The sequence below is a fragment of the Aquimarina amphilecti genome (assembly GCF_900109375.1).
In the GTDB taxonomy this organism is placed as follows: Bacteria; Bacteroidota; Bacteroidia; order Flavobacteriales; family Flavobacteriaceae; genus Aquimarina; species Aquimarina amphilecti.
Genome location: NZ_FOAB01000007.1, coordinates 296,712 through 313,458, shown reverse-complemented (window position 1 = coordinate 313,458; position 16,747 = coordinate 296,712). Strand labels below are relative to the sequence as shown.

Annotated in this window: 17 protein-coding genes; 5 read left to right on the top strand and 12 right to left on the bottom strand. The window is 32.1% G+C overall.

What is annotated here, in order from left to right:
• Nucleotides 1–73: 73 nt before the first annotated feature.
• On the bottom strand, nt 74–3,298 hold the full coding sequence (locus BMY33_RS19090) for a chondroitinase-B domain-containing protein (RefSeq protein ID WP_091411484.1): 3,225 nt from the start codon (nt 3,296–3,298) through the stop codon (nt 74–76).
• Nucleotides 3,299–3,558: 260 nt separating this feature from the next.
• On the opposite strand from BMY33_RS19090, the gene BMY33_RS19085 reads away from it, so the two are divergent.
• The 3 genes from BMY33_RS19085 to BMY33_RS19075 all read left to right on the top strand — a co-directional run bounded on the left by BMY33_RS19085 (nt 3,559) and on the right by BMY33_RS19075 (nt 6,291).
• Complete coding sequence (locus BMY33_RS19085) at nt 3,559–3,969, top strand: DUF3010 family protein (RefSeq protein WP_091411483.1); 411 nt, start codon at nt 3,559–3,561, stop codon at nt 3,967–3,969.
• A gap of 125 nt (nt 3,970–4,094) precedes the next feature.
• Complete coding sequence (locus BMY33_RS19080; protein WP_091411481.1) at nt 4,095–5,474, top strand: exonuclease domain-containing protein; 1,380 nt, start codon at nt 4,095–4,097, stop codon at nt 5,472–5,474.
• Nucleotides 5,475–5,568: 94 nt separating this feature from the next.
• Entirely contained in the window at nt 5,569–6,291 is a 723-nt protein-coding gene (locus tag BMY33_RS19075) for an alpha/beta hydrolase (RefSeq protein ID WP_091411479.1), read from the top strand.
• A 64-nt stretch (nt 6,292–6,355) separates the two neighbouring features.
• On the opposite strand, the gene gcvP is transcribed toward BMY33_RS19075, so the two are convergent.
• Nucleotides 6,356–9,208: an aminomethyl-transferring glycine dehydrogenase gene (gene gcvP, locus BMY33_RS19070; protein ID WP_091411478.1), complete on the bottom strand. Its 2,853-nt coding sequence runs from the start codon at nt 9,206–9,208 to the stop codon at nt 6,356–6,358.
• A gap of 135 nt (nt 9,209–9,343) precedes the next feature.
• On the opposite strand from gcvP, the gene BMY33_RS19065 reads away from it, so the two are divergent.
• A complete protein-coding gene (locus BMY33_RS19065; protein WP_091411476.1) occupies nt 9,344–10,171 on the top strand; it encodes a UbiA prenyltransferase family protein in 828 nt (275 codons plus the stop codon).
• Here BMY33_RS19065 and BMY33_RS19060 read toward each other — a convergent pair.
• From BMY33_RS19060 to BMY33_RS19050, 3 genes are read right to left on the bottom strand one after another with little or no spacing between them, the layout of a single operon-like run.
• Nucleotides 10,160–10,414 carry a hypothetical protein gene (locus tag BMY33_RS19060; RefSeq protein ID WP_091411475.1) on the bottom strand — a complete coding sequence of 85 codons (255 nt, stop codon included), beginning with the start codon at nt 10,412–10,414 and terminating at the stop codon, nt 10,160–10,162. The two genes, BMY33_RS19065 and BMY33_RS19060, sit on opposite strands and share 12 nt — an antisense overlap.
• A gap of 43 nt (nt 10,415–10,457) precedes the next feature.
• Nucleotides 10,458–10,718, bottom strand: coding sequence for a hypothetical protein (locus BMY33_RS19055; protein ID WP_091411473.1), 261 nt, complete (start codon nt 10,716–10,718; stop codon nt 10,458–10,460).
• Nucleotides 10,719–10,723: 5 nt separating this feature from the next.
• Entirely contained in the window at nt 10,724–11,278 is a 555-nt protein-coding gene (locus tag BMY33_RS19050) for a sigma-70 family RNA polymerase sigma factor (protein WP_027392615.1), read from the bottom strand.
• A gap of 229 nt (nt 11,279–11,507) precedes the next feature.
• Between BMY33_RS19050 and BMY33_RS19045 the strand changes: the two genes are divergently transcribed.
• Entirely contained in the window at nt 11,508–12,071 is a 564-nt protein-coding gene (locus BMY33_RS19045) for a hypothetical protein (RefSeq protein WP_139195700.1), read from the top strand.
• Between the two features lie 160 nt (nt 12,072–12,231).
• On the opposite strand, the gene BMY33_RS19040 is transcribed toward BMY33_RS19045, so the two are convergent.
• From BMY33_RS19040 to BMY33_RS19005, 7 genes are all read right to left on the bottom strand, one after another.
• A complete protein-coding gene (locus tag BMY33_RS19040; protein WP_091411470.1) occupies nt 12,232–12,693 on the bottom strand; it encodes an SRPBCC family protein in 462 nt (153 codons plus the stop codon).
• On the bottom strand, nt 12,690–13,607 hold the full coding sequence (locus tag BMY33_RS19035; protein ID WP_091411469.1) for a TIGR01777 family oxidoreductase: 918 nt from the start codon (nt 13,605–13,607) through the stop codon (nt 12,690–12,692). Before BMY33_RS19035 ends, BMY33_RS19040 begins: the two co-directional genes overlap by 4 nt.
• Nucleotides 13,608–13,617: 10 nt before the next feature.
• Nucleotides 13,618–14,055, bottom strand: a complete 438-nt coding sequence (locus BMY33_RS19030; protein WP_091411467.1) for a hypothetical protein — start codon at nt 14,053–14,055, stop codon at nt 13,618–13,620.
• A 4-nt stretch (nt 14,056–14,059) separates the two neighbouring features.
• The gene (locus BMY33_RS19025; protein WP_091411465.1) at nt 14,060–14,941 is read right to left on the bottom strand and encodes a methyltransferase domain-containing protein; all 882 of its coding nucleotides are present in this window, start codon (nt 14,939–14,941) and stop codon (nt 14,060–14,062) included.
• An 18-nt stretch (nt 14,942–14,959) separates the two neighbouring features.
• On the bottom strand, nt 14,960–15,367 hold the full coding sequence (locus BMY33_RS19020; RefSeq protein ID WP_091411463.1) for a hypothetical protein: 408 nt from the start codon (nt 15,365–15,367) through the stop codon (nt 14,960–14,962).
• A 335-nt stretch (nt 15,368–15,702) separates the two neighbouring features.
• Nucleotides 15,703–16,077 carry a hypothetical protein gene (locus tag BMY33_RS19010; RefSeq protein WP_091411459.1) on the bottom strand — a complete coding sequence of 125 codons (375 nt, stop codon included), beginning with the start codon at nt 16,075–16,077 and terminating at the stop codon, nt 15,703–15,705.
• A gap of 95 nt (nt 16,078–16,172) precedes the next feature.
• Complete coding sequence (locus BMY33_RS19005) at nt 16,173–16,676, bottom strand: GbsR/MarR family transcriptional regulator (RefSeq protein ID WP_091411457.1); 504 nt, start codon at nt 16,674–16,676, stop codon at nt 16,173–16,175.
• Nucleotides 16,677–16,747 lie beyond the last annotated feature (71 nt).

Genomic DNA, 16,747 nt, shown 5'->3' with positions numbered 1-16,747 from the left:
AATAACTAAGGTTGAATTTTTAGTTTTTACTTTAAATTCAACCTTAGTTTATAGAATTTATAAAACCAAAATTTTAATCAGTATTGCTAATGACTTTAGTCGTTTTAATTACCTTGTTAGCAGAGTTTAATAGCCTAAGGAAATAAATACCTTTGGGTAGATTTGTAGAAAAATTGATGCTGTTAGATGATTTCAAAACAGTTGTATTATAAACTTCTCTACCAAATACATCTATAAGTTGTGCGCTAGTGATTTCTGTATTGTTTTTAGGTAACTCTATTGTTAAACTTGTGGTGAAAGGGTTTGGATAGATCAAAATATTTGCAAATTCTTTATTTCCAGTTCTATTGGATAAATTTTGAGCGCCAGAACAAATCACTTCAAATTCGTTAATAGAAGACCAGTTGCCCGAATATCCAGATGCACCTGTAATTGTTAGTTTGATATATCTGACAGATTGTGCGGAAAAACTTCTGTTAATTGCTGAACCGCCAGAAGTATTATTGGAAGCATCATTTAACATCGAAAATCCAGAACTAGCAGAAGTATTAGAACCTTCTATGGTAAACTGATATGCTCTATTGTTATATGGATATAAATTTATTTCGTTAATAGTATATTCATCTCCAAGGTCTATTATTGCATTTTGAGGAAAACCTTCAGCAGACCATCTACTATCTGTGTTGTTATCTATTAGATTACTTGCGGGATTTGTAGTTTGTTGATCGCTATAAGAAGAAAGATTTGCATTTAAAGATAGGTTGCTTCCTGTAGCACAATTTGAAATATCAACAGTGTTACCGAAAACTCTAAACTCTGATACGCTTACCCAAGATCCAGAATAAACTGACGCGCCTGATACAGTTACTCTAATATAACGAGCATTTATAGGTGAGAAGTTATCGGTTACTGGATTTGTAGCAGTTCCAGGTGTAGCGTTATTGCTTCTATCAATTATTTCGGTGTAAGTACCATTAGATTCAGTAGCTATTGCTATTTTATATTGATATGCTCGATCTTGATAAAAAATTAGTTCTGTTTTATTAATGTCAAAAATATCTCCAAGATCTACTGTAAAGGATTTTGGAAAACCATTAACAGACCAACGAGAATTGGTGGATCCATCAACTAGATTAGAGACAATATTGTTTCCGTCAGGAGTCCCCATACCTGTTACAGGTTTGTTTAAGGCTAGATTATTTCCTGTAGAAGAAGGAGTTATAACTACGGTCGTTGTATCTGTAAACCCTCCATCATCTGTAGTAACTGTTATAATAGCTTCTCCAATGTTTACGGCATTGATCAATCCATTAGCATCAACGGTAACGATAGTACTATCATTACTACTATAAACTACATTTTGATTGGTAGCGTTAGTAGGTGATATGGTAGCTGTTAATTGTTGTGTGTTTCCAATCTCTAGAGAAGTATCATTGGGCGTAAGAATTACTGAATTTACTGAAATATCCTGTGTAATGCCTAATTGAGTGATATCGATTGTTCTGGTTATCGAACCTCCAGTTATCGTTATGATACCAGTTCTTGTTGAGGTTTGTGTATTAGCAGTGACTGTAATAATTGTATTACCATTATTAACTCCGGATGTAGGATTTACTGAAATCCATGAGCTATTATCTGATACAGCCCAGTTTACATTAGATGTAATGTTCAGTGTTTTACTGCTTGCGCTTGCGCTAAAATCACTAAGAGTGGATACGTTTAATATGTCTGTTGGAGGTGTATTACTGCAAGAATTCAAAGAATTCCCAATATAATTAACGAAACAGGCTCCAACGATTATAGCTACATCGCTATCAGAGTAAGGAGATTGAGAAATGTTAGCCCCCGCAGTAGTCCCCGAAATATCGAAGATTTCGCCATTAGTCGTTGTTGTTAAATTTGTTGAAGAGAAACCACTTATTGTTTCGCCTAAATTTGTATTATCATATATATTTCCTGAATAAGATAATGATGATCCAATATCTGAGAAATCTCCATTATCATCTTCTGTAATAACATTAGTGATATTGGATGAATTACTCGAAAAGAAAATAACATTATCAGAAACGTTACCAGTGTTGTTATTAGTACCTTTATCTCCGTTAAAGAATAATGGAGCATTGGTATTAATTAAAGTATTGTTTGAAACGGTAATGTCCTCTGATTCTTGATAGCCATTAGAAACACTTGCAGAAGTGCAATTATCTTGAGAATTGGTAGAACCTCCCATAAATGTAATCCCGTTATTCCATTTTGCTTGATTAATAACGGTGATACAATCTTGAATGTAATTATTACTTATTGTATGATCACTATCTACTATTCGAATTCCTCCCGTTCCATCAACGTTTTCTCCTAAAAAATAATTCCCTTCGACGGTTGCACCAGAACCGTGGCGTAGAGTTAATGATCCTCTACATCTTCTAAAAGTGTTATTTTGATATACATTATTGTCACTTTTATTAGTTATAATTTCATTTTCTCCGTCGGCTTCAACAAAATAATTATTGCTAACTGTTGTTCTACAATCTACGTTTTGAAATTCACTAGTTCCTACTCGGATTGTTTCGCTATCACCAGAGTTTGATAGTGAAGGATCCATTTTTTCGTATTTATAGAAATAATTGTTGTTTATAGTGTGTCCAACAATGGCGCATCGGTTATCTTCTGCATTGTATTCTAATTCAACCAAAACTAAGGCTCCGGCAGTAGATTTATTCAAAAAAGAACAATTTAATACATTGTTATTATTTCCATATAATACAATCCATCGATGTTTCACAATTGCACCATCCTGTTCAGCCTCTGCAGCATCTCCAGGTTCAACTCCTAAACCATCAATTACACAATTCTGAATTGTTGAATTTTGCGCGTAGGTAGTCCCATTTCTAAATTGGATAAAATTACTAGCGCCATAGCCTCCTTTCCAATGAAACCCTTCGACTATTAGATGGTTTCCTGCAATATTCATTTGTAGCCCATTATTAAAAACTACACCCCCAGGAGTTTGGGCTTTTAAGATAATAGGGTTTGATGAGGTCCCGTTGGCATTGAATACGAGTCTTTCGTCCTCGCTGTAAGTACCATTTTCCCATATAACCACATCACCTGGTAACAAATTCAAGTTATTAAAACTTTCTATTGAATTAACCGTGTATTCTGTAGCGAAAATGTGAGTGGAAAAAAGAAAGAAAATAAGGAATAATTCTTTTAACCTCTTTTTTTTTGATTGTTTTTTATAAGGTAAAACGTGTGAATTATGTTTTTTAAAACGCCAAAATTCGTGAAGATTTTTCATATAAAATGTGTTAAATAGTTAGTTTCGAAATGAGCTAGTCTTCGCGTTCTGGTTTGATTCTTATGTTTAGGTTTTAAAAGCGAGGATTAGTTTTTATAATGTTAAATTAAATTGGTTGACCAATTTAATGTTTTTTATTGATATATTAATCTTGTATAGTTTTAAATAGTATAGTTGTATAGATTTTGTTAATTAGCTGAGGAAATATTAGTAGTTCGATAACTGATTTTTTTTAGAAATTATACAGTAACTTTGGTAAAATGAAAGTAATCGGGATCGAAATAGATAAAAAAAGAGCTATCTGTATGGTATTGTCTAAGGATGAACAGAATAATTATGTAAATCTTACAGGTACCAACAAATATGTGGAAATTAAGGATGATCAAAATAATCATGATATCCAGGTTTTTGCAGAGAAGATTCATGATTTTTTTGATAGTATACAGCCTGATCATATTGCAATTATTACTAGACAAACTAAAGGTAAGTTCGCCGCAGCTGCAGTTTCTTTTAAACTAGAAGCACTGATTCAGTGTTACTCTAAGACTCCAATGAGTTTTGTTTCTAAGCAAACATTGACTGCTTATTATAAAAAGAATGAACTTCCTATTGTTTATGATAATGCATATCAAGAAAATGCAACCCGACTAGCTGCATACCTTCTTAGGTAATAATTATTATTTGTTATTAAAGGATGTAACTAGAGCTACGGTTGTTTTAGGAAAAATTCCATCTTAACAGGAAAAATTCCAAATATCAAATATTTCTTTTAGATTTGTATTCCAAAAGAAATGTAATGTCAGAAAAATTATATGCTGTTATTGATGTCGAAACCACAGGTAAGGGCATTAATGGTAATCGCATTACAGAAATCTGTATTGTATTGTTACAAGGTAATACGATTGTAGATAAATTTACCTCTTTAGTGAATCCTGAATGTCATATTACTCCTTTTATAACTGGATTAACAGGTATAGATAATGATATGGTGAGAAATGCACCAAGATTTCATCAGATCGCAGAACGAATTATAGAAATGACAACAGGTGCTGTTTTTGTAGCTCATAATGTAAATTTTGATTATAATGTTATCAAAGGAGAGTTTAAAAACTTAGGATATTCTTTTGTTCGAAAGAAATTGTGCACTGTTCGTTTATCCAGAAAGTTAATTCCAGGAATGTTCTCCTATAGTTTAGGTAAGTTATGTTCATCACTTAATATTCCATTAGAAGGTCGACATAGAGCAGAAGGTGATACTGATGCAACCGTTATATTGTTTCAGCGAATTCTTAATCTTGATCCGGAATTTAAAATTATTAATAAATTTTTGAATGTACGATCTAAAGAAGCAACATTGCCTCCACATCTAAAAGCAGAAAACATAGAAGTACTACCTGAAGAAACAGGTATCTATTTGTTTAAGGATCAAAAAGGGAAGGTGATATATGCTGGTAAAGCTAAAAATATTAAACAACGTGTAATTAGTCATTTTTATGACAAAAAAAATAAGGAATATGCCTTAGGTCAGGAAACATATACCATAGATTATGAGGTTACAGGTAGTGAATTAGTGGCTTTATTGCTAGAGTCTGAAAAAATTCAAAAGCATTATCCAAAGTTTAATAGAGCTCAAAAAAAGCCAGTAGCTCCATATTGTATTATGTTTTATACGAATAGAAAAGGTGTTGTTCAATTAGCTATAGATAGATCACAAACGTTTGATCACTCCGTGGAGATTTTTTATAGTAGACCAGAAGCAATAGAGAGATTAGAACAGCTTTGCGAAATGTTTCAATTATGTCCTAGATACTGCAGTTTACAGAGTACTACAGAGCGTTGCTCTCATTATAAAATTAAGAATTGTAAGGGTATTTGTATAGGAGATGAGTCTGTCGCATTGTATAACATGAGAGTACAAAAAGCATTATCTACTCTGAAAAGAGATCAAAAGAGTTATTTTATTAAAGAAAAAGGAAGAACCTTTAGTGAGCAAAGTTTTGTGATGATACAAGATGGAGTGTATAAAGGGTTTGGGTACATCCAAGAAGATGAACAAATTGTTTCTGTAGAAGATTTTGATAATTTTTTGAATCTTCAGAAGCATACTTATCATACTACCAAAATAATCAAAAGTTATCTCCGTAAAAATGGAGATAGAAATATTGTCCCGATATAATATCACTAGAAACTATAACAAAACAATAAGATCAATAAAGTAAGTAATTTAGTATTTTAACGACCTTATTGTTTTAACTAATTATTCGTTTTCTATGAAAAGTATTCTTACCTCAGTAATCGTATTTTTAACAGTATCTATATATGCTCAAAAAACTATTGATTTTCCATCTAAAGATGAATTAATGATGACTGCAGACTTATATGAAGCTAAAGAAAGTAATCAGTTTATTATTCTTTTTCATCAGGCTGGATGGAGTAGAGGAGAATATATGGAGATAGCTCCAAAACTAAATGAAATAGGATATAATTGTTTTGCAGTTGATCAACGATCTGGTGCAACAGTAAATGAAAGAGTTAATAATACGGCTAGAGAGGCTGAAAAGAAAGGTAAAAAAACCGATTTTATTGATGCATATCAGGATGTAGAAGCAGCTGTAGCATATGTAAAAAAGACATATAATCCAGAGAAGATTATAATCTGGGGGAGTTCTTACTCTTCATCTTTAGTGCTAAAATATGCTGGAGAGTATACGGATGCTGTGAATGGAGTATTATCTTTTTCCCCTGGAGAATACTTTGGTAAAAAGAACTTCATTACTGCTAGTGCTGCTAATATAAAGGTTCCGGTTTTTATTACTTCTGCTAAAAAGGAGAAAAATAATTGGATAGGAATATATGATGCTATTACCACCGAAAAAAAACAATTCTTTCTTCCGGAAACTAAAGGTAATCATGGATCTAGAGCGCTTTGGGATAGATTTTCTGATAATGACAGTTATTGGAAAGCAGTAAAAAGTTTTTTAAAAACGATTTAAAATAAAATTGCCTGATACTACGGTTAAGTATCAGGCAACTAATTGTCGGTTAGGATATTATGATTTATACTTCTTCCATATATTCTTCAATAGGAGCACAAGTACAAATTAGATTTCTATCACCATAAGCATCATCTACACGTCTAACTGTTGGCCAGAATTTATTTTCTGCAACATATGATAGTGGATAAGCTGCTTGTTCTCTTGTATAAGGGAAATCCCAAGTATCTGCTGTCAACATTGCCATTGTATGAGGAGCGTTTTTCATCACATTGTTAGGATTGTCAGCAGTTGCTTCTGCAATTTCCTGACGTATGCTGATCATTGCATCACAAAAACGATCTAACTCTGCTTTGCTTTCACTTTCCGTTGGCTCAATCATTATAGTTCCTGCAACAGGAAAAGAAACTGTTGGCGCGTGGAATCCGTAATCCATTAATCGCTTTGCGATATCAGTCACTTCGATTCCATGTGCTTTAAAAGGACGACAATCTACAATCATTTCATGAGCTGCGCGACCGCGTTCTCCAGAATATAGTGTACTATAATGACCATCTAATCGCTCTTTGATATAATTAGCATTAAGAATTGCATATTCTGTCGATTCTTTAAGACCTTCTGTTCCTAACATTGTTATATAACCATAGGATATTAAACAAGCTAACGCAGATCCCCAAGGAGCTGCCGAAATAGCAGTAATTGCTTGATCTCCTCCTGTGGTGATTACAGGATTTCCGGGTAAAAATGGTACTAACTGTTTTGCTACACAAATAGGACCAACACCTGGTCCACCACCACCGTGAGGAATAGCAAATGTTTTATGTAAATTCAGGTGACATACATCTGCGCCAATTGCGCCAGGATGTGTTAATCCAACTTGAGCATTCATATTGGCACCATCCATATATACTTGTCCACCATTATCGTGGATGATTTGAGTAATTTCTTTAATAGCTGATTCATACACCCCATGAGTAGAAGGATAGGTAACCATCAATGCGGAAAGATTGTCTTTATATTTTTCTGCTTTTTCTCTCAGATCCTCTATGTCTATATTTCCTTCTTCTGTAGCTTTTGTTACTACTACTTTCATTCCAGCCATTACTGCAGATGCAGGATTAGTTCCATGAGCAGAGGAAGGGATTAAACAGATGTTTCTGTGATGATCATTCCTTGATTCGTGATAAGCGCGTATTACCATTAATCCAGCAAATTCTCCTTGAGCACCTGAGTTAGGTTGTAAAGAAGTTGCTGCAAAACCGGTAATTTCTGTTAATTGATCTTCTAGTTTTTTTAATACTTCTTGGTAACCTGTAGCTTGTGTTATAGGTACTAATGGATGTATATTCCCCCATTGCGGATTACTTAATGGAAGCATTTCTGAAGCTGCATTTAGTTTCATTGTACAAGATCCTAAAGGAATCATAGAATGATTTAAAGAAAGATCTTTACGTTCTAACTTCTTGATATAACGCATCAGTTCCGTTTCAGAATGATAAGTGTTAAATACTTCATTCGTTAAGAATTCGGTATTTCGTCTTAAGTTATCAGGAATATTTGTAGAAGGATTGATTGAACCAATTTCAGCGTTTTCTTTTCCAGCGGCTTTTGCAAAAATAGATATGATAGCATTTAGATCTACTGTTGTAGTAGCTTCGTTTAAAGAGATTGATACTGTTTCAGAATCAGGATAAAAGAAGTTTACTTCTGCAGCTTCAGCGATTTCTTTAATCTTGTTTGCGTCAGCTTTGATTCTTATAGTATCAAAAAATACAGTATTCAGCTGTTGGTATCCTAGTGACTCTATGGTGTTTGCTAAACTATCTGTTGAGCTATTTACTTTATTTGCGATATACTGCAGTCCATCTTTACCATGATATACAGCGTACATCCCAGCCATTACGGCAAGTAGCACTTGTGCAGTACAAATATTAGAGGTTGCTTTGTCTCGTTTAATATGTTGTTCACGTGTTTGTAACGCCATACGTAACGCTCTATTTCCGTTCGTATCTTGAGTAACACCAATAATCCTTCCGGGAATATTTCTTTTATAGGCTTCTCTAGTTGCGAAATATGCTGCGTGAGGTCCTCCGTATCCTAGTGGAATTCCAAATCTTTGCGTAGTACCAACAACTACATCTACATCAAAACTACCCGGAGATTTAAGACTAACTAAACTAAGAATGTCTGCAGCTACGGCTACTTTAATTTCCGATTGATGTGCTTTATCTACAAAAGAGGCATAGTCATATACTTGACCAGATACTCCTGGGTATTGTAAAATTGCACCATAAAAATCCGTAGAGAAATCAAATGTAGTATGATCACCTATCACTAATTCTATTCCTAGTGGAATCGCCCTTGTTTTTAATAAGGAAAGAGTTTGTGGTAGAATTTCTTCAGAAACAAAAAACTTATGAATGTTTTCTTTTTTCTGTGTTCTAGATCTAACAGCAAATAGCATCGTCATAGCTTCTGCAGCAGCAGTACTTTCATCAAGCAATGAAGCGTTAGCCAGTTCCATTCCTGTAAGATCACAAACCATCGTTTGGTAATTTAACAAAGCTTCTAATCTACCTTGTGCAATTTCTGCTTGATAAGGAGTATAAGCAGTATACCAACCTGGATTTTCCAGAATATTACGTTGTATTACTGCTGGTAAACTTGCTTCGTGATATCCTAAACCTATATAGGTTTTAAAAACTTTGTTTTTAGCAGCTAGCAGTTGTATATGAGCAGAATATTCCTGTTCGCTCATAGCTTTGTCTAGCTTTAATGGTGCTTTTAATAAAATGTCATCTGGGACCGTTTCGAAGATAAGTTGATCTATAGAATCAGCTTTGATGGTACTTAACATGTCATTTAGATCTTTTTCTGAAGGTCCAATATGACGTAGTTTAAATGAGTCAGTTTTCATAGCGAAAAAACAGTTGAGATTGAAAGCGCAAAAGTACATATTTAATCCATAAAATTTTCACAATAAATTAACCTAACACTAGCAAGTTTTTAACCAACTTAGAGTGTTATTAACAGATTCCCCTAAATTAGCAGCGTGAAAACCATACAAAGTATATTTAATTTTTATTTAAACGGTAGTATTCATGTAGCGTTAGCTGTAGCTGCGTTAGTAAAACTCACCTTTTTGAAGTTTGAAATTTTAGAGGACAATACATATGTTTATTTCAGCTTTGTTGGTGCTATTGTAGCATATAATTTTGTGAAGTATGCTACTATTTCCAAATTATACCATAAGCGATTGACAAAATCAATGACAGGAATCAAAATTTTAACTGGAGCTTGTCTTATAGTGTTTGTATATTTTGCGTTTCAGGTATCTATTGATACATTAATGTATATGATCCCTTTTATATCACTAACTGTTCTGTATACAGTTCCAGTTTTTCCGAATAAAAAGAATTTAAGAAGTGTTGCTGGGATAAAGATTTTTATTATTGGAGTTACCTGGACTGGAATTACAGTTTTGATACCGATCCTTTATGCTGAAGGAAATTTGGGTTCTGATATGATTATAGAAATCATCCAGCGTTTTTTATTTATAGTAGTTATAATGCTACCTTTTGAGATAAGAGATTTGCAATATGATAATAAAGAATTAGAAACCATTCCTCAAAAAATTGGAATTACCAGGACAAAGGTTTTTGGTAGTATTTTGTTAGTCTTTTTTTTATCACTAACTGTATTTAAAGATGCTCTTTCTTTTACAGAAATTTTAACTACCGTATTGATTACAATTATTAGTTTATTGTTTTTATGGGGTACTGAAAAAAAACAATCGGAATACTTTTGTTCCTTTTGGGTTGAAAGTATTCCGATTATGTGGTTGTTTATATTGGTTCTGATGCAAAGCCTATTTGGCTAATTTTTTTCTCAGTTGTTCCTTCATTTCCTCTTTTATAGAAGAATCCATTATTTGTACATTAGATTTTTTCATTGCCTTCGTAAGTTTGGTATTCCTTTTAGAATATGCTCTTGTTACTTTACAATAAATTAATCTAATATTTAATTTGATAATTTCTAGTATAGACGCTTCTCCATACTGATTTTTATCACAGATAAATTTTGCCTGTTCGCAGGATACTAATAAACTATTATTTGTTTTCATTACATTTTTAAAATACTATTATTCGGGGGTTACTTAACTCTTTTTATTTTTGTTCGGACATTTTTTTCTTTAATTGTTCTTTCATTACATCCTTAGCCGATTGATTGATACTTATGACCTTAGGATCTTTAAATAAATTAGTTAGTTTCGTATTCTTAGCCGAATATTTTCTACAAGCCTTACAATAAATTAAGTGAATATTTAATTTTACTTTTTCCCAAAAAGAGGCTTCTTTATATTGATTTTTATCGCAAATGTGATTTGCATTCTCACAACTTACAAATATTTTGTTTTCCTTACTCATGTGTATTAAAACCAGTTTTTTTCAAGGCACTCAGCCATCGCTGTACGAGCGCGATGAATGATAACCCATAGATTAGACGCAGTAATATCAAATTCATTACAGATCGCTTCTGTATCAAATCCTTGAATCGTTTTCATAGAGAAAATACGAGCTTGTTTTTCAGGTAATTTACCAATGCAATTATGTATAGCAACTCCTAATTCGGTATTTTCAATTTTGCCTTCAGCATTCTGGTCAAAAGGGTCAGCTACTCTTTCTTCTAGCCAATCTCCTTCCGTTTCACCATCATTAGTATAATTGATGCGTACTTCTGCCTTTCCTTTGTTACTGTTTATTTTTCTGTAATGATCAATGATTTTCCTTTTCAAAATCGAAATTAGCCAAGTACGTTCACTAGCCTCTCCTTTAAAATTTTTCATTGATTTAAGACCTGCAAAAAAGGTCTCTTGCACCAAATCCTGTGCAATTTCTCTGTCGTCGACTCTTACTATGGTGTAATTAAATAAATAATCACTGTATTTGTCAATCCACGTATTAGGGTCTATCGTGTTTGTAGGCATAGTTTATCTGCTCTTTTCTCCAAAAATAGGATAAAAAGTTGAATCTTAAATAAGTTTAAACCATTGAATTAACGGAAAGTTGTTTTAGAAAGCTAACAATATACCAGTAACTGGGTATTTTTTTGATATGAATATGATTCTATGTTTGCTTAGATCATTTTTTAAAAACAATCACATGAAATAATCAGATATGATAGTTCATTATTTCGTGCAATTAAACAAAAAACAGATGAAAAAAATTACATTTCTTTTAATTATTCAATTTATGTTGTTAAGTGGAGTAAAAGCACAAGACGTCGAAAAAAACTTTGTTCCATATTATATGAAAGATGGAGAGGTGGCATTATTTGAGCGCAAAGGTGCTAAAATTGAGGCTAAAGCTATAGGTTTTGGTTATGGAGGCGTAAATCAATACTTAACTATTTTTAATAGCAAATATTCTAGTGTTAGATTTCAATCTAATGCAGTTCCTAAATTCGTTATGTCTCTAGACGAAGGTATCGATCCATTTGATATCATAATCATCTCTAAGGCAGATGTTGTGAAGAAACGAAAAAAGTACAGGAGATTTATACAGAAAGGAAATTCTATGGGAGGCGGTAGCAAGGATATAAGTCAACACCTGATTATTCCAGAACTTAAAAAAATAAACAAAAATCTTTATGAAGTTATGATGCCGTCATTAGCTCCTGGTGAATATGCATTTCAACCTATATATAAAGGTACTGAAGCTAATAATATTATGGGGACATCTGGTGAAGTTCGTATTTATTGTTTTGGTATCGATGAATAGAAATTGAATTGGGAGTTGTTTGCCTGAGAAGTTAGTATCTATATATCTGAATGAGTAAAAACTATTTGTGATTAATGACGTTCATAATTAGACTCTACCAAAACTGCCCATGATGGTGAGTTCAGTATATTATAGTGCTACTTTTTGGGTAAACTCTTATTTATTTTACCGAGGATTGTTCTGTTTTCATTTTTATGAATTTATTTCGTGTCAAGAGAAATTTGGTTAAGTGATTTTTTAAAATCATTCGATCAAATATTTTTCCAAATAAGCTATACGGAGTTTCATATGATAAAAGATCGATCATTTCTGTTCCATTTGACGTCTCTTTAAAAATGTGCTGATGTTTAAAACTCTTAAAATGACCATTTATCATTTCATCAATGAAGAATGTAGGGTGTCTTAAAGATGTTATTTTACTCTGGTGTTTTAGATAAATTCCAAAATGTTTTCCTCTCCATGTAACAGTTTCATATATATCTATCAATCCAGAAGTTTTCCCTGCAATGGCGATCTCCTTTGTTTTGTATGCAGAATCCATATGTAAATTAATATTTCTAGCGTTATCAAACACGGTTACAATTGGCGCGTGAATGAAAGTGTGCAATTGAATTATAGTCATGATTTAGAAGTTAATTGAACAATAGCCGTGGTCAAATCTGAATATGTAAATTGAAAACCAGCTTGTTGTAGTTTTCTTGGAATTACATTTCTACTTTTTAAAATTAATTCCGTTTCGGTATTGATGATTCGTGCACCAATTTCCAAAAGTGGTTTGGGTAATGGAATTCCGAATGGAGCCTTTGTCATTTCTCGTAATGTTTTCATGAGATTGTTGTTGTCTGTTGGTTTAGGGGCAACGATATTAATAGGGCCTTCAACTTCTTCATTTTTTATAACAAACTCTATGCTTCTTGCAAAATCAGTTTCATGAATCCAACTAAATTTTTGATTTCCTTTTCCTTGTTTTCCTCCAAAACCAATTTTTACTAGACTAAGGATAGGTTGTAACGCTCCACCGTCTTTTCCCAAAACAATTGAAGTTCTCAGTGCTACTTTTCTAGTTTTTTTTGTTTTATGAGAGAAGAAAGCATCTTCCCAATTAGTTGCCACATTTACAGAAAAACCTGTTCCAATCTCTCCATTTATTTCATCCATTTCTTTGTCTAAAGAATGTCTGTAAATAGTGGCGGTGGATGAGTTAAGCCAAACTTTTGGTGGATGTTCACACTTCAATATTGCTTGGCCTAAAATATTTGTAGAATCTACTCTTGAAGAAAGAATAAGATCTTTATTTTTTTGATGATATCTACAATCGACAGATTTTCCTGTCATATTAATTAAAACATCTGATCCATCTAATTCGTTTTTCCAAGCTCCGATGGTTTGAGCATCCCAGTGCTCATATTTAATGTTGTCAATCAATTTGCTTTCTCCACGGGTTAAGATTACTATGGTTTCCACTTTAGTTTTAAAATGATTAACCAATACGTTTCCTAAGAAACCGGTTCCTGCAGCTATAACTATTTTTTTCATGTTTTTCTGTTTAAAATAATAATATGGGCAACCATAATAGTCGATACGTTATCCAAGTAATGGTTAGATACCCAGGTAGTTTAAGTTTCTTTACTCTTCTAGTATGATCTAATATCATAAGGCAGACAACAAATAGAAAAAGTAAGATTTTAATTTCTGGAATAATTACTTCTTGTTTATATACTAATATCAATGGAATCAATGCTAAAGATCCTAATAAAGAAACTGAAATCATATTATATAAATAAGTATGAATTTTTTTCTTTATAAAAATCATAATGATACTTCCTTGCCATAATAATTGACCAGAGCACATAGCTATTTCTTTCGTTAAATTATCATTAGAGATTAGCTCAGGAAGTTCTTTTGCATATTGATATAATACTAATGTTGATATTGCCGTAGCAAAAAGAATATATGTCCATTGATATAGTATAGATTTTTTCATAGTTCTATTTCTCTGCTGTTATTATATAGTATCCAAAACTTTTCATATGCAGTCCTGATAATAATGCAAATAAAGAGCCTTTAAGGTTTTTCCAACTTTGTGGCTTTAGGGTTTCTCTTTTAAATAATTTTTTTAAGATGAAACCGGTGATAGCGAATGGAACATGTAATACAGAGGGAGCAACTCTAAAAGATACATCTTTTATAGTTATATTTTTAAAGCCAACTTCTTCTAGAGACTTTTTTACTCGATGTATACTTCCTAAGCCTTCTAAACTCCATCCTTTACATAATTGATCATAACAATAATGACTTCCTGGGCATAATTGGTCTTCATCTTTTTTTAGAAAAGCATCTGCGATAACAAGTTTACCTCCAGGTTTTATTATTCTGTAAGCTTCGTTCAATACTTTTTTACTATGACCAGAATGGCAGTAACTTTCTATAGCATATGCGCTGTCAAAGCTGTTAGAAGCAAAAGAAGTATGATTATAGTTTTCTTTTAGAATTAAACCATTCATGTTTTCAAGTCTTTTGTTCCCTTGGGTTACTTGAAAAGAAGAAAGTGTTATGCCCAGGATATTAACTCTTGGATACTTACGTAAACCATATCTCATTGTACCACCAATTCCACAACCTAAATCTGCTATAAGACCATTCTTTTTGTTAAAGCTTAATCGATTAAATATTTGATTATTCATTTCATTAAGCATAGTATCTCTTTTAAACAGTGTTGTTTTAAAAGGAATGTAATATCCAAAATGCATATTGAAATCCTTGCTCCAGAATTCATAATCTTCTGTAGCTTCATCATAAAGTTCAATCAGGTTTTCTTTGTTTGATTTTTGAAATCTAATTTTATGTAATAATGGAAATGTAGTACTCATAACGATTTGATTTAATTGTTAGACTTGTGGACCTTGAGGTCTTATAACTTGAGTTACAACTTGTGGCTTTTGTTTAGATTTTTTTCTTCCTCTAAAAAACAAATACATATTTAAGAATAACATTAGGCCTAAATAAATTGAGAATCCACCGATTTTAGAGCTCAATATTTCTACTAGATTCTGATAGGTATCATTAAAATGGTAGCCATCAATTTTTAGAATTAGTAGTGCCCAACCAATATTTAAAAGATAGAATCCAACTTCAAAAAGGCGATTGGTAGCAATTGCTATATCATCTTTACCTTTAAAAATATCAATCATAAAAGTTTTTCCGTTTCTAAAAAGCGTTTTTGATACAAAATAAGTAAGAGCAATTACAATAGGTAGGTAGATGATATATCCAATAAAAATTTTAGAAGTTTCCATAAAGTTATATTTATAATTATTTAATGTTTTTGATAAATTTTGTAATCCAAAATAGATTGAAATAGTGCAAAATTGCTAATATGCAAACTATAGTAGCTGTGTTTCTAGATAAGCTTTCTATCATTTGAGGGATGGAATTAATAGTGGTCCAATCTGATAAAGTAATTATTGTATATCCTATGTTTATCAGATAGTATCCCATTAATAGTATATTGTTTACTCGTAAACAAAAATCTTCATCATTAGGAACCAAATGGGTTACAAAAATGTTTCCGTTTCGATAGCAAATTAATCCTACTTTTATAATGATAAAAACAGTTATCAATATGTATATGCTATAAGTAACTAGGTTTAAGTTCATAAATGATTGTTTTGCTTTGGTGAGTAATGTATACAGAGTATGAGGCAATTAACATAGGTGTAATACAGATAAATAAAATATAAGGATCCAAAACCATAGAACTAGTTTTCCAAGTATTAAATGTATCAGTCGCCCATAAAAGCCCATACATCAAAACTATGAACCAATACAGTAGAAGGTGTCGTTTTGTTTTGATATTAAGTTTTTTCCAATGAAATAATATTATTATTCCTAGGACAATTTGAATAGCACCAAGCGCTATCTGAGCCAATAAGCCGCCTATAATTGTTATGTATAGAACTAACGTGATAATAAAACTCCATTTGTTAATGTTATGTATTGTTTTCATAATTCTAATAGTTTTAAAGTTTCAATAATTTTTGAAATATAATTTGAAAAAGAAAAGGAATTTCTTCCTTCATCTTAGTCAGTGCTTTTTTATTTTTATTTGATCAGTTTCATTAGGGTCTTAGTAATCCAATTAGATTCTTGATTTACTATCTTATTCATCATCGTATCTGCGCTATCTGCTAATTCATATAAAGCTTTGGTTTGCTTGATAAGCTCTTCAGTTTTTTTGGTTCCATCACCTTCAATGGCTGATACTTCTCTTAATACCTTTATTACAGGTTTTATTTCTCGTCTGCTTCGTTCTTTTGCTACCTGTCTTGCAAGTTCTTGTACATCTTTTTCTGAAGCAAAATATTCTTTTCTTTCACCAGGTTTACTTTCTTTAAAAACAATACCCCAATCCATAAGCTGACGTAGATTCATACTTGTGTTTCCTCTAGAAATATGTAATTCTTCCATAATATCTTCCATAGAAAGAGGTTCTGGTGAGATCCATAATAATGCATGGATTTGCGCCATTGCTTTATTAATGCCCCACAAAGTTCCTAAGGATCCCCAAGTGGATATAAACTTATCTTTTGCTTCTGTATAATTCATATAGCAAATATATAATAAATTTTAAACTTTCAGTAATTTTTGAAAGTTTAATTTTTTCATTATGCTAAAAC